The sequence below is a fragment of the Gallibacterium anatis DSM 16844 = F 149 genome (genome assembly GCF_000379785.1).
In the GTDB taxonomy this organism is placed as follows: domain Bacteria; phylum Pseudomonadota; class Gammaproteobacteria; order Enterobacterales; family Pasteurellaceae; genus Gallibacterium; species Gallibacterium anatis.
In genome coordinates, this window is the sequence record NZ_KB903718.1 from 1 (window position 1) to 15,846 (window position 15,846).

Genomic DNA, 15,846 nt, shown 5'->3' on the forward strand with positions numbered 1-15,846 from the left:
TACAGATTGTTATCATAGCTATGATGTGCTAGATGTTAGTGAGTTTACGCACTATAGAATTAACCACAGTACTCATTTTGCTGAGCGGCGAAATCACATTAATGGGATAGAGAATTTTTGGAATCAAGCAAAGCGTGTGCTAAGAAAGTATAATGGAATTGATCGAAAATCTTTCCCTCTTTTTTTGAAAGAATGTGAGTTTCGTTTCAACTATGGGACACCATCTCAACAGCTCAAAATCCTGCGGAAATGGTGTCAGATTTAACGCTAATCTACTTCAGCCCCTAAATAAATTATGGTCAAATGAATTTTTGTTTTTATAGTTTTAGTTATAAAATTTGGATAAAGGAGAAAGATATGTGCACATTAGCTGATAGATTAAATGCCTTGTTAAATCAATTTGATATATCTCAGTCTGACTTTGCTAAAGCAGTTGGAATATCTCAACCATCAATGAATAAAATTCTTAATGGCTCAACAAAAAATCCAAAAAATATTATAGAAATGGCTAATTTTCTTAATGTAGATCCTGTTTGGCTAAAGACCGGTGAGGGTAATCAAGAGATAATTAAACAATCTCCTCTTTCTGATACCATCCAAATCGTAGAACGTAGCGCACCCTCCACCGCAAACACCGTTAGAGTAGAAATTCTCGACCTTGAAGCCAGTGCCGGCAATGGCACATTTTTAACCCGAGCAGAACAAGGCTTATTAGCACAAGAATTTGATTTAGCCTTTTTCCGTCAGCAATTTGGCAGAACAGACGGCAAAAATTTAAAAATCCTTGCAGTGAGCGGCGACAGTATGGAGCCAACGTTGACCAGCGGCGATTTGCTTTATGTGGATGTCGCAGAAAATTATTTTTCGGTAGACGGCGTGTATGTGTTCACTTTTGACGAGCAAACCTTTGTGAAACGACTGCAAAAAGTGGGCAAAAAGATGATTGTAATCTCTGATAATCGTGCCTATAAAGAGTGGGAGCTTCACGCTAACGATGCTGTCTATATTCACGGTCGCGTCGTTTTTAGTTTACCAATGAAAATGAAGAAATGGTGATTATTTTTAAACAGGCGTGCACAATGAAAAAACGACTACTTCTCATCACCGCATTACTATTCACCCAATCTGCATTAGCCGCAAAACAAGAATATAGTTGCGATGACGGCAAACGTTATTGCAAAGAAATGCGCACTTGCGAAGAGGCTAAATACCATTTAGAACAGTGCGGCTTATCTCGCCTCGATAGAGATAAAGACGGCGTGCCTTGTGAGAGTTTGTGTGGGTAATAATTTTAAATGAGCAAAGGAATAAAATGTTAAAAACAAACGAAAAACAGATAAAGAAAGAAGAATATTCAATATCTATGGAAACTTATAAACATAGACCATCTCCTTATAAAAGAGATGACGTTATCAACAAAAGTACAGTAAAGAAACGCGATGAGAACGAAAATAAAAAGTAATCAACAAGATCACATCTTAAGCGATTATGTCAACAGCTTTGTTTTCTCTTATTGTAAGCGTGATAACTATACTAACCATCATCGCCCAAGTCCATATAAAGAGGAAGACAAAAATGAACAAAACAGAAATAGAAGATAGCAAAAACGATCTGTTATTCGACATTAACCGTTCAATTCGTTACAACCCAAAACGGTGCAAATTTTTTGAGTGTTTGGTTAACTTTATTGGGTTAGCTTTTAGCTCAAGTGTCATTTACGCAATAACGCAAGAAAATCAGTTAGTCGCAACGCTTTCTGGGGTTATTGTTGCTCTGGTTTCTAGCTTAGCGTTGGTGATAGGTTTTGGCAATAAAGCGCGAGATCATCGCGATTTTATTAATGATTTATCCCGATTACAAACATTGCTATTAACCGAAAAATTATCAGAACAACTAATCCATGAAGTAATAGCTAAAATACGTGAAATTGACAGTAAGGAGCCAACAGAGTTAATCTGTACTTGAGCAGATTTGTTATAACGAGCAGTTAATTGCAGAAGGATTTCCTAAAGAAAAATGCTCAGAGATTTCTTGGTATCAACGTTTATTTGCACAATTTTTGATATCTGTCCACATAAAATTTTTGAAAAACTTGAATAAAGATGAAAAAACTCACCCTAACTCTCACTGCACTTTTAGCTTACTGCCTTATCCGCAGGCAAATATAGCTGTGATGATCCCATTCCCTAATCTAAGGAGATAATATGAGAAAAACACTTAGTATTACAAGATTGTATTTAGATTCTAAAAACCCTAGACATATTCCCATTGAAAATCAAAAGGAAATTATTGCGTTTCTTATTGAAAACGAAAAAATAAAACCTCTTGCAAAAGATATTGCTGAGAAAGGATTAATTAACCCATTAGATTTGGTTGGTATTACTGAAGAAAATAAGAAAAAAATTGTTTTAGAGGGAAATAGACGTATTTGTGCATTAAAATTATTACTAAATCCATTACTAGCACCTAAAAAACATCAAAAATATTTTAATAATCTTAAACAAAAAATAGATACTCCAATCAAAAAAATCGAAGTTCATCAATTTAAATCCAGGTTAGAAGCACAACCCTGGTTATCGACATTACATTCTGCAAGTTCAGATACAGCCAGAAAATCTTGGAGCACAGAACAACAAACTCGGTTTGAGCAAGAAGTTGATGGAAAACCTGATCATGCTGCAGCATTAACTATTTTAGAGTTTTCATTACAGAATAGGTTTATTCAGCCTGAACAATCTACAAAAGTGATTACAACTATTACACGTATGTTAAGTACACCTGAAGTGCGAGAGGCATTTGGTATTTTAACTGGTGTTAGAGAGAGAAATATAAAAATCAATATTAGATTAGAAGAATTCAAAGAAATATTACGTCAATATTTTAATGATTTTGATAATAAAACCCATAATATAGGCTCTCGTTCAAACAAAGAAGATCGCTTAAGATACTTAGAATACCTAAAATCTCTCGGTAAGATTCCCTCATCTTATTTATCTGAAGAAATAGAGTTACTCCCTGGAATAATTTCAACTACAAATAGCGCAGTTACAAAAGAGCCGTCGTCAAATAAGAATCAATCAAGAAATTCTACTTATAAAAAGAAACAAAATGGACTTATTGACTATGAGTTAAAAATTCCAGTAAGTAAAATTGAATCTGTCTATTTAGAACTAAAAACAAAATTAAAAGTAGCAGAAACTCCTTATGCAGTAGCAGCATTACTCAGAGCACTAGTTGAGCAAAGTTGCGATTACTTTTTAATAAAAAACCGCAGCATACAGTTTCATGAGAATGGAAGATCTGAAAAAGTCAAGGAAAATTCTATTTTAAGAGTTAAAATTCTTGGTATTGCACAGAAGTTAGGGGAGCTTGAATATTTAGAAAGTAAAGAACTCTCAACTTTAATTAATGAATGTCAGCCTAATAGAGATGTAGGTACTCTAAGTTTATTAAACAATGTGTTACATAATTATGCTCATAATATTACTTTTGAACAAAGTATTGCAGCACATAATAATCTTAAACCTTTAATTATTGCTATTTGGAATAAATATCCGTGGCCAAATGAAGAATAATATTTTATAATCATCCTTAGTTTATTCGTAAAAGGATTCTATAATGCATTACACCCCCTTACGTTATCCTGGTGGTAAAGCAAAATTTGCTCCAACTATAAAAGAAATTATTGAACGGAATAATTTGAATGGACATTATGTTGAGCCATTCGCAGGAGGCGCAGGAGTTGCACTGGATTTATTATTCAATAATTATTGTACAGATATTCATATCAATGATTTAGACTTGGCAATCTATCATTTTTGGAAATCAGTTACAGAACAAACGGAAGATTTTATTCGTTTGATCAATGATACTAGGATCACAATTGAAGAATGGCATAAACAAAAAGCGTTACTTAAAAGAAATGATCTATCTCCATTAGAACATGGTTTTGCAGCGTTTTTTCTAAACCGTACAAATCGTTCTGGTATTTTAAAAGCGGGTGTAATAGGCGGGCTAAATCAAATAGGAAACTATAAGCTTGATTGTCGCTTTAATAAGATTGATTTAATTAAACGTATCGAACGTATAGGTAATTCGGCGAGCCAAATTCACGTTACCAACTACAATACTGAAACTTGGTTGCTAACACTGGATAGTTTTATACCTGCAAACTCATTAATTTATTTAGACCCCCCATATTATGAAAAAGGGCAAGGACTCTATCGTAATTTTTACAAACATCAAGATCATTTATTGATCAAGGAGAAACTAGATAATGTAAAGACTCCTTGGATAGTGTCTTATGATAATCATCAAAATATCAAATATATGTACCAACAATATCGCCAAAGTGAATATACTCTGAACTATTCAGTCAATAAGAAAATTAAAGCAACTGAAATCATTATTTACAGTGATAATCTTATTATATAGCAGTTACATTATTTCCTATCTTTGTACTTTCTTTTGAGGGAAGTATAGAAAAAACTCACAATATTTTATCTAATTTCTTAAAAAAAGCGGTCAATCGACCGCTTTTTTATGTTTCGCCAACCCCACGCTACTAGTAAACCTACACCTCAATACCGTGAATTCATATAAACTTTTACGCTTGATGTTTGATATCATTAACAAATTAATTTCAGCAAATGACATCGTGTACGCTGATTGATATACGTACACCACCCAAAAGAGAAAAACAATGATTAAAAAAAGCATAGAAAAACGCATCGCCACTATCACTGTCACAACAGTTGCACTAACTTCATTATTCACTGCCGCCGCACCGCTGCCACGTTCGCTATCAATGGAATTTGCCGATATCAAAGGCTTGGTTAATCCGCGTTATTCCGTCACCGAACAGCTGAACCGCAACATCGACTACCGCCCCTATAAACTCACCTTTCACATCTGGCGCGATCCATTTTCTGCCGAATACGCCCGTTATATTGCGGAATATTTATGTGAGATTTACACCGCTGACAAAAATGCTTGGCTATTTCATCGTTTTAAAACGGTAGAAATACAAAAGAGATTTAGTGCAAGTGGCTATCGTTTAGCGTTAAGCGGTGCGGATTGTTCGGCAATGATTGATCAGGATTGGTCAGAAACGCAATTAAAAGCCTTTTTCAAACAACGGCTTAAACGCTTTTAATGCTCATCATTTTGCGGCGGGCTTGGCTTCACTTCACATTCAATCTGTGCCGTGTAACCGTTGTCATCCAAACTGTGCGTCACCTTGGTAACAATCCATTGCGTGCTGTCAATCATCGGCTTAAAGCCAACCAACTTCAACGGCATTTCCGGAATAATCTCCGGATTTCCTTCAGCAAGCGTCATCGAAAAACTCGCCACCCCACGCTTTAACCGATCATAAGCAGATTTCGCGCCGGTCAACGCTCTCGCATAGCTTTTATAAGTGAAACGTATCGTCTTGATCTGCTCGGCATCACTGGTTACCGGTTTAGTCTGCACCAACACATTATGCTTGGCTTTGCTCTGCTTACCGGTTTTAGTGATACGATGTTGCCGCTCAATTTGACTGTTCTCATCAATCACCACTTCGCCTTTTTTACCGCTGTCAGGGTCATAATAATAGGCGCGCACCGCCTTATAATTCTCCCCCTCATTTTGCGCAAAACGATAATTGTCACCCTGCCTTTTGCTCAACTGCAATAACGGCAACGGCTTACCGCTCACCGTTTGCATTGCGCCGGCAAAAAAGAACAATAAATAACCGTTTTTCACGGTAGCAATCGCATCATATTCCGCCGCTAAGCGCGTCAGTAAATCAATTGCACTTTCGTTCTGCTGGTCTAAATGCTCAATCACCTGCTCGCCCAACTCGGCATCACAAAGCGGCTTTAACTTGTTTTCCGCAGCCAGCTGCTCAACCAACGTCTTAATTTTAATCTGATGATAAGAACGCTCATATCGAGTGGACAACGTGCCGCTCAATTCCGCTGCTCTGGCACGCAATGTCACCGTATCAGGCGCACCGCTGAATTCAATCTCTTCAACATAATAACGCCCTTTATCCACCAATCCACTGTCGGCAAAACCCAACCAAAAATGCAGCACTGCCCCACACGGTGGCAATGCCAACAAACCATCGTGATCACTTAACTGGATAGACAACATATCCGCTTCAAAGCCGCGGTTATCATCCAACGTTGCCGATATCAAGCGTTCACTGATAATCTGCGTAATCTCTTTCTCGCTGTTGTTTTGCTTGGTGGTTACCGTCAATTTAAATATCGGTTGCCGCTGCCCACCGTTGCCCCACATCATAAATATTTCATCACCATTTCAGAAAGACGCACTGCCAACGGATCATCCACACGTTTCAAAGTCACGCTAAAATCAATTAATCTCGGCGCACCGTCACCAAACAACTCACTGCGTTCCTCGCTGATTTTCTCCACCACAAAATAACCCATCAACGCAAAACTGGCACCGTCAATCAACGGGTAAGCATCGCCCATCTCTGCCATTGTTTCCAACATCTGCAAACTGATGCGCCCGCCGGTAATTTCAGGCGCTAACCGCCCTTGCAAGGTGATGCTCTCACCCTCTTTGCCTAAAAATTGCGTTTTCGGCATCGCCCCAATCACGGAATTGGTCGGATGCCGCCAACTCACTTCACGGCTTAATGACTGAAACGGCGTGGTATGCCGCATAAAAACAAACACCCCCAACGCCGCAAGTGCAAACTGCTGAAACATCATCTATTCCCATCTTGGCTGTAAATATTGATAACGGTTCACCGCCTTTTCGTGCCATTGCATCAATTCTTCCAGCGTCATTTGCTGAAACTCGCTCGGCTGCCAACCGAACACCAACGCAATATCCGCAATGGCATCTTCAACCGTTTCGGTGACGGTTAAGCGTACATCGTTTCCATTTCGTCCTTGTTGTTGAAAAAAGACAACACCGCCGTTGTTAATTCCACAAAATCCGTTACATCCAATGCCTGCACTTCCGCTTTGCTTAAACTTGGCGAGGTAATACGTGGCAACAACACCCCAATCGCATTCACATCCGCACTCAACACCTCAATTAATTTCAGACCTTTTAACGACATCACATTTGGTCGGAACACCTCAATTTCATCAATTGTGGTGTCACCTCGTCTTAACCCCTGTGTCAATGCCACTTTTTTCACGTTCTCATTTTCTGCCGCCGCAACCGTCACCACTTCATTTTGTTTTTTCATTCTGTCTTCTCCATTAAGCTAACCTATATCAAAAATCATCCTTAAAGCCCAATCGCCTTGCGATGCTCTGCCAATTTGTCTTTGCCGTCCACTTTTAAAATCGCATTCAGCATATCCACTTCAAAAATTTCACGCCCATTCTCCAATAATTTGCAGTAAGTCAACGCAGCTTTGAAGGTCTGCTCGGTGTCATCGCCCACCTTGCTGTTGCCGCTGTCAATTTCAGTGAAACGTCCGCGCATCACCACTTCAATTGCGGTCACCTCTTCGGTTTCATCATCCTGATAACTGCCGGCAAAACGCAACGGCGTGCCGGAAATACCACCGGCAAATTGGCGAATAAACTCGGTCATATAGCCGCCCATTTTGACCTCGCACTCCAGCTTTTCCAGCCCTAAATTGACATCCACCGCACCAATCATTCCGCCGGCGCGAAACTCTTCCGTCTTCATTGCCAACTTCGGCAGCGTGATCTCTGTTGCCTGTCCGGCGTATTTATTGCCGTCAACAAACAAATTCATCATTTTTAATTTTCTTGGCATTGCCATTGTTCACCCCTCCTTACCCATTCACACTATCAACAAAGTTGACAAGATAACTGTCCGTAAAGCGTTGATTAAAGCCCAACTGCTCCAACGGTGGCACCGGTGTATAGTCATAATCAATCGTCAACTTACCGTCTGATAGATTCTCTTTTGAATTGAGATCTGCCGTAATCCAAGCCGTGCCACCCATCAACATTCCTTTAGTGGTTAAATCACGCCATTTTGCATTGATCCCTTCAATAATATCTTTCACAAGCGTCACTGACATATCTTTAGCCATTGCCCAGTCAAAAGATTGTGCAATCGTATCTTTCAACACTTGTGCGGTGCGAGTGTAAACCTCAAATTTAAATTTCGGCTCATCCGAACAAGTGCGCAAGCCCCAGAAGCGAAAACCGTTATAATTGATACAGCAAGTGATCCCTTTTTCATTCAAGAAATTCACGTCCGTTGAGCTGTCGTTAATATCAAAGTAAATCTCTTTGGTCACGCCGGAAACGCCGTTGATCGCCTTGTTAGAAATTGAGGTATGCCAACCCTGCTCTTTGTCTAAATAAGCGCGCACTGCCGCCGCACGCACTACCGCATAATCCACCTCGTTTTGCAACGTGATCGGATTAAAAGAGATAAAATCACCAAAAATCAACATCACTTCACGTTGTGAGAAATTCTTGCGATAAGTAATGACTTCCTCTTTGGTTTTGCAACCGTAACAAGAGAGATACGCAAAGGCGTTCATCTTCGCCGCTAACGCTGCCAATTCAACCGCAACTTCTTTGGTGTCGTGCTTCGGCACGCACAAAATACGTGGTTTAATCCCATATTTAACCGATGCCGTAAGCAACGCCTTCATTCCGGTGTAATTGCCGTTTTCATCGGTGATACCGATAATATTGGCATTCATCTCTGCCGTATATTCTTCTGATTCTGTTGATTCATCGTGTGTTGATTCTGGCACACGCACCACAATCACTTTACAATTCACGATATCGGCAATGCCGTCCAACGCGCGTGCTAAAGTGCCTTTTTTACCGGCTTTAGCGATATAAGCCTGCAGATTGGTCAACAACACCGCCTTATTCAAAGGGAATGTTTCTTCATCTGCGTCACTTGCTGTCGCAACCAAACCGATAATCGCGGTTGACACCGTTTGAATACTGCGCACGCCCTCTGTGATTTCATTGACTCTGACACCGTGCAAATACTCTTCTGACATTCTCTGCTCCTTAAGCAAAACCAAACTTAACGCTTATTGTGTAACGAGGTATGCGCAAACGCTATCAATGCCAAATGTGATTAAACACCTCACAACCCCCAATCATCGACGCTTAAGCACACTAAAACAAAAAAGGCGACCACAAGATCGCCTTAAACAATAAATTAAATCACCTCAAAATCCTCTGGATACTGTCGCCGCTTCAGCTCGCTTTCATACGCCGTTTGACAATGTTTCGGATCGCGAAACAAGGCATTGACAAAGCGAAACCAAAAACGCCAACGGGCTTTGGGCTTGTCGGCAAGTACCGCTCGGCGGTAGCAACGGCTGGAAAAGGTTTCATCAGCCCCGCCGCCTGTTAGGGCGTTGCAAAGTTGGTCAATCGCTATCAACACGTGATAGCCCCACCGTTTACTCTTCTGTTTTAGCTGCTTTAGCTTGTTGTTCATTTTGATACTCCTCAAAGGTTTTTGCCCAACCGATCGACCAGTCATACTCAAGCGGTTTTTCTGCCTGCTCCAGTAAAATTTTGTGCATATAGGCGTTTTCAAACATCGATTCTTTTAGCTTCTTGTGTACCGTTTAAATCAAAATCAGCTTTGATTTCGACCAGTGTGGCACGCCCTTTTTCGTCTGTATCGACCCATTTGCCAATCTCCGGCACATACACACCGCCATTAACGCACGCATCGCGTTTGGCGTTGATTTGCGTGCGGATTTGGTTTCGTTGTTGGGCAAGCAACTCCGCCTCACCTTCACTGGAAAGCGCCCACGCTGTACCATTCCAGCAGTGAAACTCACTCGGCGCGTTCGGAATTAAAATCGGATTGCCGTCACTATCGGCAGCACGTGCACCGTCGCCGTTGATAATTTTGTTAAAATCATCCTCCGTTACTTTTACCATTTTCGCGACATCAATATCACTATAATTATCAATTAATTCAGCCGGATAAAAATTTAAGGTTTTACTGTCAAAATAATAATCCATCTCACACCCCATCAGTTACCGATCGCAAACAGACTAACAGATCCCGTCCCATCTATTCCGTATACATCAACGCCAGAATTATTCCAACTCTTTACACTCATTCTATCAGCCGTATTTGCGTAAGCTAAATCGGTCACAAAGACGTGGAAACAAGAATTCGGAAATGGGATTGGGAAGCGATTATTTTTTATTTTATATTGGTCTGAACTGCCTTCAAACCATTGTAAAATCACGCCATTTGGCAACTTAATCCATCCGTTCTTACCGGTTTTACATTGATAATCTTTGTCTGTAATAGCCATTCCGCCTTTTTTCGGAATGTTAAAATAACCGTATGGTCGCGCACCGTTTTTCTCCGTAAAAATGCTTAAATTGTAATCTTTGCTATCGGGCTGCTGCTCAAATATAACTGTGCAGTCCGTGCCACCAAGATGTAACTGCGCATAATTGCCTGTTTGAGAGATTAATCTTAGCCCGCCATATTTTGCATCAAAGGCGTTATCGCTTAATGATCTGTAAGTCTTACCGACATCTTCTTTTGTAATGAGTGTGCCTGACACTTTCGGCAATGATAGCTTTGATATATTTCCACCATTTGTCCCATTACGATATACAAGTGCCCCAAATGACTTGCTGTCACTTTCCGGATTAACCTCAAGCATTAATAAATTACCCGCACTATTAATACAATTAACAGCACTCCAATCACCCCGCTTTATAAAAATATCCCCAGTAACCGTGCCGCCACTTTTACTGACGCGAGTGTTAGCGTTGTCATCAGCTGCTTTGGCTTTGTCATAGGCGGTTTTAACTGCTTTCGGCGTAGCTGCTTTATTTTCTGCCTCGCTGTCTATGCTGCTGTCCAACGTAACAATACCCGCTTGGCTGGTGCTGGCTTTGTCGATTTCGTGGCTGTGGCCACTTTCGTCCACCGCATTTTGACTGGTTGCGGTGATGGCTTTCGGGGTGAGTTGGCCACGGGTAACGAAAATCACGCTGTCATCCACTTTAAGGGTAATCGCATCTGATGAGCTAACCAACAAGATCATTCTCACCACTTGCACTTTGCCGCTGCCACTGGTTAATTCGGGTTTAAAGCTATCAGGGCAGTTGGCATAAGCCACAAGGCGATTTTGGTTATCAAAAATCCCCATCTCCCTAATCCAAAAGCCGCCCACATTTTCAGGGATAGTCAACTCAAAAATAATTTGCTTGTCGTTACGCGGATCAACGGAGATAGCACTAATATCGGCACGATGCACTTCACGCACCAAGCCTGTATTACGGCTATTTGGTGTGGTTGCCCTCCCGTTACCATCACCCACTGCCATTTGCGTGATTTGCAAAGGCTGTTTGCGTGCAATGGCACCGGCAATCACTTGCGTGCCGTAATCAGTTAAGACCGAATAATACTGTTTCGCCATAAAAATTCCTTGTTCGGATTAACGGGGATAAACGCTGATAATTTCGCCTGCGTTTTGTCCAATAAAAAAATTCAGTGCGCCTACAGGTGAAACCGCAATCGCAAGGCTGGTTAAATGCCGCGACACCGGTTTCACATCATTAATCAATCGCACCAACTCGTTATAGGTTTGTTCGTTCAAGCCGGTTTCCGACACTTCAATGGTGAGGCTAAATGTGCCTGCCACGCCTTGCGGTTGGGTTTGAAACCACTCTTTTAATTCCGTTAAAAAGCCAAACGGCTCAATAATCCGCTTGAGCGCAACAATCGTTCCTTTTTGCCGATGGCTGGCGAACGCCGCTTTAATTGCCATTCTTTTTTGCGCTTCGCTCCAACGTTCCTCCCAGTAATCGACCGATAACGCCCACGCCAAAAAAGGCAACAACGCTTCAGGGCATTTGTCCGCATTCCACAAATCGCTATAATCAAAATTAACTGCCTCGGCAGCCGCACATATTTCAGCAGCTTGTCGCGCTAAACGGCTTGCTCCCGGCGGCAACAATGCCTGTTTGTTATTCATCAACAACCACCTCTAAATGCACCGCTTCGCAATAACCGGCTTGGTCGTGCGCCAATACGATATTTTCACTTGGCGCCAACACTTCAACACGCTGCACACCTTCAACGTGCAACACGGCGTGTAATGCAGAAATATTAATATCAATGCCCAATCTGGCTTTTCGTCCGACAAAATCGAGCAAGCGTTTTTCTGCCAACTGTTTAATCGGCTGCTGTTCCGGGCCACGTCGACAATAAAGTTTTGCGCTCACTTGATAACGATGTATTTGTGCCGATTGCACCGTCACCCGATCGGCAACCGGTCGCACATTATCATCATTTAATGCCTGTTTAACCTTTTCAATCAAACTGCTGTCCGCTTGACCGTCATTTGCCACCGACAACACCGACACCGTCACACAACAAGGCTGCGGACTGAACACATCCACATCTGCCACGCGCCCATCACAACTCAAGGCGTGATAACGATAGCCGGACTTCGCACCGGCAGTGCTGATACTGTCAAAAGCCAATTGCACCCGGTAACGCAACGCTTCATCGCTTTCTAAAATTTCCGCAATCGGCGGCTCAACACTGTTGTCCGCCTGCTGCACCACCAGACGAGCCACATTGTAATTGACAGCAACTGCATCCAGATCCGCACCGGCGGCGTGTGCCAGCGACACCGACAGCGCGCCGTTGTTAATACGCTGTCTAAGCAATAATTCACGGTAGGCGTTTTCTTGCAATAACATCACCACCGGCTCGCTTTCCAATGCCAATCGAGTTTGCCACACCGCTTTTTGTGCTTCATCTTCAATTAAATTCAAAAATGCCGCCTTTCTCGCATTAAAAATCGCTTCAAAATTTAACGGCTCAATAAAATCCGGCTGCGGAATTTTTGATAAATCAACTAACTCCGACATTTAAACCTCTCTTAATACCAATGATGCAACCAGCGACTGTTGCGTGCCTTTCAACACCGCCCACAACTCTGCCACCACTTTGTTTTGCTCCACCCTCACCATAAAACGCTCAATATCAATACGTGGCTCCCATCGTCGCAGCGCACTGACACAAACCGCCGACAGCTGCAACAACAACGCCTGATTAACCGGCTTATCTATCAACTGATAAAGATAACTGCCGTAATCTCGCCGCTGCAATCTGGTGCCGATAGCAGCGATAACAATATCTCGTACTGACTGGCGAATATGCTCAACTTCGTCAATGATCATTGCGCCGTTGCGCTTTCCCTGTTGTGCCGCCGCTATCACCCGGATGCGTATGTTTCTGCAACGAAATACCGCCGGCGACCACATCGCTGCCGCTAGTGACACCGCCTTGAATATCCACATTTCCCTTAATCGAGGCATTACCGCCGCCGCTTTTGCCTGTCATTGATAAATTACCGCCAATCAGCACGTTTTGCGCCACTTCCAAATCCTGCGTACATTTCACCACCGGCGTTTCCAGCGTCACACTGGTGCTTGCGCTGATTTTTGCGGTGGCAACACCGCTCACCGTTAAAGCGTGTGTTTTTTGGTTGTAAACAACACTCGCACCATCAGCGAACACGATCACGTGTTCATCAGGGCTTACGCTGGGCGTATCAAAAGCCAAGCTATAGACGCCGGCGAGCAACGTTGCCGTCGTTAAGTCACCGCCTTCCGCCAAAATCAAACATTGTTCACCCACCGTCACCGGTGACCAACTTCTGGTTGTTCCGGCGCGAAAAGTCAAAAACGGCAACCAATCCGTTAAAATATTGCCTGATTTTGCTCTGGCACGTCGTTTAGTACAATCCACTTCGGCAATCACGCCATAGCGGATCAGGTTTTCAATTCTGTGGTTATTTTCTGCGGACATAAAGCGCTCCATTACAGCTTAATGAATAGCGTCATTGTTAGAAAATTTAGCTGGAGAAGGTAGCAGTTTGCGATGTGGATTTGAGGATAACAAAAAAGCAAGCGTGGCTTGCTTTTTGATGATAATTAAATTGCTCTTAACGTATCAATAATTTGTGGTTGTTGCTCAATGATGTTCAGCAATTTTAACGCCGGACCATTCGGCACACGACGAGAAGTTTCCCAAGATTGCACTAATGCAGTACTTACGCCTAATAAATCCGCAAATTCATTTTGCTTTAAATGCGTGTTGGCGCGGATTTTTTTCACATCAGGAATGCGGAATGTGGTTACAGTATGAGGAGCAGATTGCATTTCACCTTTTTCAATAGCAACCATTTGTTCAGCACTTTTAACTAAACGATCAAATAATTTTTTATCCATTTTTAATCTCCTTTTAATTGATCAACAATTGCTTTTAAAATCGCTTTTTCTGCGGCATTCATATTATCTTTTTCACTCTTTGGATACATCATCAATAAATATAACTTTCCTTTAGCTGTGAGCGAGTAATAGATAATTCTTACACCGCCACTTTTACCTTTATTGTTACCTGATAATTTCCACCTGATCTTTTGGCAACCACCGGTATGCTGAATAAAATCACCTAAATGAAAGTTATCTAACATATAGGCTTGAAATGCCTGATATTCCTCGTCAGAAAGCAAGGCTTTTCTATCTTCTTCAAAAATCGGCGTTTCGATAAAGGTAATAAATTTATCTGTATTCATATTTATCTCCTATGAATATATCGTAATTTGTACCCTGTACAATGTCAAGCGAGAAATAAAAGGGCTTTCGCCCTTAACCTCTGCCGACTAAACGGCTGCGTGCTCTTGCCTGCTGTTGTTGCTGCACCTTCTCAAGTTCTTGCCGCACTGCTTTAGCGATAGCATTAGCATCACCGCCCTGTGCATTGATATTAATGGATACCGTCATCGGTGCCGCTTGCGCAGTCTGCTGCGTTGGTTGCACTGTCGCAATCGTCGGTTGCCACACTGCTTGCCAACCCTGCCGCTATCATTCCGGCTTTTGCTGTTTTTGCACTGTGCAAGCTGGATAAAAAACCTACGCCCAATCGTGACGTTGCCGCTTTGCTAAACACAAACTCGCCACGGTGTACAATGCCGGCAGGATCATATTTACCGCCGTTGCCGGTGTAGCCGCCGGTGGCGCGTCCCGGTAAATCAGACGAGGCGATTTGTTGCTTTAACACATCTCGTCCTGCCGTATCCATTAATATATTGGCGCCACCGTGGAATTGTCGCACACCTTTTTGTAGCTCTTCTTGTTTCGCTTCTGTATTTTCATTGATAGACGGCATATTATCAATAACCCACTTAATGCTATTCATCAACCATTGCAACGGTTTTGTTACCAAATCAATTCCTTTAGCAAGCCATTCGCCAAATTTTTTACCTGCTGCCGCTGCGCTATCCAAATCTTTCGATGTACTCTGCACCGGTGAAAGTAAATCAGTAAACCATTTCACCGCTTTTTCAACCCAACCGACCACAACACCAAAGAGATCGCCTAATGGCTTGAATTTTTCAATCACAGGAGCAAGCCCTGATTTTAAGCCTTCCCAAAATCCGCCAAAAAATGCCCGCACTTTTTCCCAATTGCGGTAAATGACAACACCAGCACCAACCAATGCAGCAACGAGTAATCCGATTGGAGAAAGCAAAAAGCTAATGGCTGAAACAATAGGGGCTAATAGAAAACTTAGTGGAGCAAATGCGAACTTAAATAAATTTTTTACTGAATTTATCCAGAATGAGAGTTTTTTTACTTTTCCACCTAATAATTTAAAATTTAATATTATGGCGATTATGTGAGTTTTTATTCCTGTTGAAATATTTTTAAAATGTAGCGGTACACTAATTTTGCAGTCCTCAATAGGTGGTAAACTATCACAAAAAGAGGATATTAAGATGAGAAGAACATTTAGCCCGGACTACAAAGTTGCCGCGGTAAAATTAGTCACCGAGCAAGGTTATTCTGTTGCCCAAGC

At 41.9% G+C, this 15,846-nt stretch carries 27 protein-coding genes; 9 read left to right on the forward strand and 18 right to left on the reverse strand.

Annotation, left to right across the window (positions count from 1 at the left end; translation table 11 throughout):
• The 8 genes from A3EO_RS0108940 to A3EO_RS0108975 form a co-directional block, all read left to right on the forward strand.
• On the forward strand, positions 1-265 hold a 265-nt coding region (locus A3EO_RS0108940; RefSeq protein WP_018346878.1), incomplete at its 5' end, for an IS1595 family transposase.
• A 92-nt stretch (positions 266-357) separates the two neighbouring features.
• On the forward strand, positions 358-1,056 hold the full coding sequence (locus tag A3EO_RS0108945; RefSeq protein ID WP_018346879.1) for a LexA family transcriptional regulator: 699 nt from the start codon (positions 358-360) through the stop codon (positions 1,054-1,056).
• Between the two features lie 23 nt (positions 1,057-1,079).
• The gene (locus tag A3EO_RS0108950) at positions 1,080-1,286 is read left to right on the forward strand and encodes an excalibur calcium-binding domain-containing protein (protein WP_026211078.1); all 207 of its coding nucleotides are present in this window, start codon (positions 1,080-1,082) and stop codon (positions 1,284-1,286) included.
• Between the two features lie 26 nt (positions 1,287-1,312).
• Positions 1,313-1,462 carry a hypothetical protein gene (locus A3EO_RS13375; RefSeq protein WP_018346881.1) on the forward strand — a complete coding sequence of 50 codons (150 nt, stop codon included), beginning with the start codon at positions 1,313-1,315 and terminating at the stop codon, positions 1,460-1,462.
• A 113-nt stretch (positions 1,463-1,575) separates the two neighbouring features.
• Positions 1,576-1,965: a hypothetical protein gene (locus tag A3EO_RS0108960; protein WP_018346882.1), complete on the forward strand. Its 390-nt coding sequence runs from the start codon at positions 1,576-1,578 to the stop codon at positions 1,963-1,965.
• A gap of 239 nt (positions 1,966-2,204) precedes the next feature.
• Positions 2,205-3,575, forward strand: coding sequence for a hypothetical protein (locus tag A3EO_RS12875; protein WP_018346883.1), 1,371 nt, complete (start codon positions 2,205-2,207; stop codon positions 3,573-3,575).
• A 43-nt stretch (positions 3,576-3,618) separates the two neighbouring features.
• Positions 3,619-4,434 (forward strand): DNA adenine methylase, encoded by an 816-nt coding sequence (locus A3EO_RS0108970; protein ID WP_018346884.1) that lies wholly within the window; start codon positions 3,619-3,621, stop codon positions 4,432-4,434.
• Between the two features lie 268 nt (positions 4,435-4,702).
• Complete coding sequence (locus A3EO_RS0108975; RefSeq protein WP_013745028.1) at positions 4,703-5,155, forward strand: hypothetical protein; 453 nt, start codon at positions 4,703-4,705, stop codon at positions 5,153-5,155.
• Here the strand turns inward: A3EO_RS0108975 and A3EO_RS0108980 are convergent.
• The 18 genes from A3EO_RS0108980 to A3EO_RS0109065 form a co-directional block, all read right to left on the reverse strand.
• The gene (locus A3EO_RS0108980; protein WP_018346885.1) at positions 5,152-6,291 is read right to left on the reverse strand and encodes a phage late control D family protein; all 1,140 of its coding nucleotides are present in this window, start codon (positions 6,289-6,291) and stop codon (positions 5,152-5,154) included. The two genes, A3EO_RS0108975 and A3EO_RS0108980, sit on opposite strands and share 4 nt — an antisense overlap.
• A complete protein-coding gene (locus A3EO_RS0108985; RefSeq protein ID WP_026211080.1) occupies positions 6,288-6,725 on the reverse strand; it encodes a phage tail protein in 438 nt (145 codons plus the stop codon). Before A3EO_RS0108985 ends, A3EO_RS0108980 begins: the two co-directional genes overlap by 4 nt.
• Before the next feature lie 3 nt (positions 6,726-6,728).
• Positions 6,729-6,839: a GpE family phage tail protein gene (locus A3EO_RS13180; RefSeq protein ID WP_406600122.1), complete on the reverse strand. Its 111-nt coding sequence runs from the start codon at positions 6,837-6,839 to the stop codon at positions 6,729-6,731.
• A 44-nt stretch (positions 6,840-6,883) separates the two neighbouring features.
• Positions 6,884-7,216, reverse strand: coding sequence for a phage tail assembly protein (locus A3EO_RS0108995; RefSeq protein ID WP_018346887.1), 333 nt, complete (start codon positions 7,214-7,216; stop codon positions 6,884-6,886).
• Between the two features lie 41 nt (positions 7,217-7,257).
• Positions 7,258-7,764, reverse strand: a complete 507-nt coding sequence (locus A3EO_RS0109000) for a phage major tail tube protein (protein ID WP_013745033.1) — start codon at positions 7,762-7,764, stop codon at positions 7,258-7,260.
• 13 nt (positions 7,765-7,777) lie between these two features.
• Entirely contained in the window at positions 7,778-8,977 is a 1,200-nt protein-coding gene (locus A3EO_RS0109005; RefSeq protein WP_018346888.1) for a phage tail sheath protein, read from the reverse strand.
• 164 nt (positions 8,978-9,141) lie between these two features.
• Positions 9,142-9,426 (reverse strand): hypothetical protein, encoded by a 285-nt coding sequence (locus A3EO_RS0109010; protein WP_018346889.1) that lies wholly within the window; start codon positions 9,424-9,426, stop codon positions 9,142-9,144.
• Positions 9,389-9,532 (reverse strand): hypothetical protein, encoded by a 144-nt coding sequence (locus A3EO_RS13725; protein WP_233432266.1) that lies wholly within the window; start codon positions 9,530-9,532, stop codon positions 9,389-9,391. Before A3EO_RS13725 ends, A3EO_RS0109010 begins: the two co-directional genes overlap by 38 nt.
• On the reverse strand, positions 9,525-9,965 hold the full coding sequence (locus A3EO_RS0109020) for a DUF4376 domain-containing protein (protein WP_026211083.1): 441 nt from the start codon (positions 9,963-9,965) through the stop codon (positions 9,525-9,527). The genes A3EO_RS13725 and A3EO_RS0109020 overlap by 8 nt, the downstream gene beginning before the upstream one ends.
• Positions 9,966-9,976: 11 nt before the next feature.
• On the reverse strand, positions 9,977-11,389 hold the full coding sequence (locus A3EO_RS0109025; RefSeq protein WP_018346890.1) for a phage tail protein: 1,413 nt from the start codon (positions 11,387-11,389) through the stop codon (positions 9,977-9,979).
• Positions 11,390-11,407: 18 nt separating this feature from the next.
• Positions 11,408-11,947 carry a phage tail protein I gene (locus tag A3EO_RS0109030; protein ID WP_018346891.1) on the reverse strand — a complete coding sequence of 180 codons (540 nt, stop codon included), beginning with the start codon at positions 11,945-11,947 and terminating at the stop codon, positions 11,408-11,410.
• Entirely contained in the window at positions 11,940-12,851 is a 912-nt protein-coding gene (locus A3EO_RS0109035; RefSeq protein WP_018346892.1) for a baseplate assembly protein, read from the reverse strand. The genes A3EO_RS0109030 and A3EO_RS0109035 overlap by 8 nt, the downstream gene beginning before the upstream one ends.
• The gene (locus A3EO_RS0109040) at positions 12,852-13,163 is read right to left on the reverse strand and encodes a GPW/gp25 family protein (RefSeq protein WP_018346893.1); all 312 of its coding nucleotides are present in this window, start codon (positions 13,161-13,163) and stop codon (positions 12,852-12,854) included. It lies immediately after the preceding gene.
• A complete protein-coding gene (locus A3EO_RS0109045; protein ID WP_018346894.1) occupies positions 13,153-13,794 on the reverse strand; it encodes a phage baseplate assembly protein V in 642 nt (213 codons plus the stop codon). The genes A3EO_RS0109040 and A3EO_RS0109045 overlap by 11 nt, the downstream gene beginning before the upstream one ends.
• 125 nt (positions 13,795-13,919) lie before the next feature.
• The gene (gene nadS / locus A3EO_RS0109050) at positions 13,920-14,216 is read right to left on the reverse strand and encodes a NadS family protein (protein WP_013745042.1); all 297 of its coding nucleotides are present in this window, start codon (positions 14,214-14,216) and stop codon (positions 13,920-13,922) included.
• Between the two features lie 2 nt (positions 14,217-14,218).
• Positions 14,219-14,563 (reverse strand): type II toxin-antitoxin system RelE/ParE family toxin, encoded by a 345-nt coding sequence (locus tag A3EO_RS0109055; RefSeq protein ID WP_018346895.1) that lies wholly within the window; start codon positions 14,561-14,563, stop codon positions 14,219-14,221.
• A 73-nt stretch (positions 14,564-14,636) separates the two neighbouring features.
• Entirely contained in the window at positions 14,637-14,771 is a 135-nt protein-coding gene (locus tag A3EO_RS13810; RefSeq protein ID WP_018346896.1) for a hypothetical protein, read from the reverse strand.
• On the reverse strand, positions 14,755-15,519 hold the full coding sequence (locus A3EO_RS0109065) for a hypothetical protein (RefSeq protein ID WP_026211084.1): 765 nt from the start codon (positions 15,517-15,519) through the stop codon (positions 14,755-14,757). Before A3EO_RS0109065 ends, A3EO_RS13810 begins: the two co-directional genes overlap by 17 nt.
• 7 nt (positions 15,520-15,526) lie before the next feature.
• Between A3EO_RS0109065 and A3EO_RS13385 the strand changes: the two genes are divergently transcribed.
• Positions 15,527-15,670, forward strand: a complete 144-nt coding sequence (locus A3EO_RS13385; RefSeq protein ID WP_018346897.1) for a hypothetical protein — start codon at positions 15,527-15,529, stop codon at positions 15,668-15,670.
• Positions 15,671-15,846 lie beyond the last annotated feature (176 nt).

What these genes read in the sequence shown, in the direction of transcription:
- A3EO_RS0108950 (WP_026211078.1), top strand. Translation starts at nt 1,080, where the DNA reads ATGAAAAAACGACTACTTCTCATCACCGCATTACTATTCACCCAATCT.
- A3EO_RS0109045 (WP_018346894.1), bottom strand. Translation starts at nt 13,794, where the DNA reads ATGTCCGCAGAAAATAACCACAGAATTGAAAACCTGATCCGCTATGGC.
- A3EO_RS0109040 (WP_018346893.1), bottom strand. Translation starts at nt 13,163, where the DNA reads ATGATCATTGACGAAGTTGAGCATATTCGCCAGTCAGTACGAGATATT.
- A3EO_RS0108980 (WP_018346885.1), bottom strand. Translation starts at nt 6,291, where the DNA reads ATGATGTGGGGCAACGGTGGGCAGCGGCAACCGATATTTAAATTGACG.
- A3EO_RS0109030 (WP_018346891.1), bottom strand. Translation starts at nt 11,947, where the DNA reads ATGAATAACAAACAGGCATTGTTGCCGCCGGGAGCAAGCCGTTTAGCG.
- A3EO_RS0108985 (WP_026211080.1), bottom strand. Translation starts at nt 6,725, where the DNA reads ATGTTTCAGCAGTTTGCACTTGCGGCGTTGGGGGTGTTTGTTTTTATG.
- A3EO_RS0109010 (WP_018346889.1), bottom strand. Translation starts at nt 9,426, where the DNA reads ATGAACAACAAGCTAAAGCAGCTAAAACAGAAGAGTAAACGGTGGGGC.
- A3EO_RS0109055 (WP_018346895.1), bottom strand. Translation starts at nt 14,563, where the DNA reads ATGAATACAGATAAATTTATTACCTTTATCGAAACGCCGATTTTTGAA.
- A3EO_RS12875 (WP_018346883.1), top strand. Translation starts at nt 2,205, where the DNA reads ATGAGAAAAACACTTAGTATTACAAGATTGTATTTAGATTCTAAAAAC.
- A3EO_RS0109035 (WP_018346892.1), bottom strand. Translation starts at nt 12,851, where the DNA reads ATGTCGGAGTTAGTTGATTTATCAAAAATTCCGCAGCCGGATTTTATT.
- A3EO_RS0108970 (WP_018346884.1), top strand. Translation starts at nt 3,619, where the DNA reads ATGCATTACACCCCCTTACGTTATCCTGGTGGTAAAGCAAAATTTGCT.
- nadS (WP_013745042.1), bottom strand. Translation starts at nt 14,216, where the DNA reads ATGGATAAAAAATTATTTGATCGTTTAGTTAAAAGTGCTGAACAAATG.
- A3EO_RS0108960 (WP_018346882.1), top strand. Translation starts at nt 1,576, where the DNA reads ATGAACAAAACAGAAATAGAAGATAGCAAAAACGATCTGTTATTCGAC.
- A3EO_RS0109025 (WP_018346890.1), bottom strand. Translation starts at nt 11,389, where the DNA reads ATGGCGAAACAGTATTATTCGGTCTTAACTGATTACGGCACGCAAGTG.
- A3EO_RS13375 (WP_018346881.1), top strand. Translation starts at nt 1,313, where the DNA reads ATGTTAAAAACAAACGAAAAACAGATAAAGAAAGAAGAATATTCAATA.
- A3EO_RS13725 (WP_233432266.1), bottom strand. Translation starts at nt 9,532, where the DNA reads ATGTTTGAAAACGCCTATATGCACAAAATTTTACTGGAGCAGGCAGAA.
- A3EO_RS13810 (WP_018346896.1), bottom strand. Translation starts at nt 14,771, where the DNA reads ATGACGGTATCCATTAATATCAATGCACAGGGCGGTGATGCTAATGCT.
- A3EO_RS0109005 (WP_018346888.1), bottom strand. Translation starts at nt 8,977, where the DNA reads ATGTCAGAAGAGTATTTGCACGGTGTCAGAGTCAATGAAATCACAGAG.
- A3EO_RS0108995 (WP_018346887.1), bottom strand. Translation starts at nt 7,216, where the DNA reads ATGAAAAAACAAAATGAAGTGGTGACGGTTGCGGCGGCAGAAAATGAG.
- A3EO_RS13385 (WP_018346897.1), top strand. Translation starts at nt 15,527, where the DNA reads ATGGCTGAAACAATAGGGGCTAATAGAAAACTTAGTGGAGCAAATGCG.
- A3EO_RS0108945 (WP_018346879.1), top strand. Translation starts at nt 358, where the DNA reads ATGTGCACATTAGCTGATAGATTAAATGCCTTGTTAAATCAATTTGAT.
- A3EO_RS0109000 (WP_013745033.1), bottom strand. Translation starts at nt 7,764, where the DNA reads ATGGCAATGCCAAGAAAATTAAAAATGATGAATTTGTTTGTTGACGGC.
- A3EO_RS0108975 (WP_013745028.1), top strand. Translation starts at nt 4,703, where the DNA reads ATGATTAAAAAAAGCATAGAAAAACGCATCGCCACTATCACTGTCACA.
- A3EO_RS0109020 (WP_026211083.1), bottom strand. Translation starts at nt 9,965, where the DNA reads ATGGATTATTATTTTGACAGTAAAACCTTAAATTTTTATCCGGCTGAA.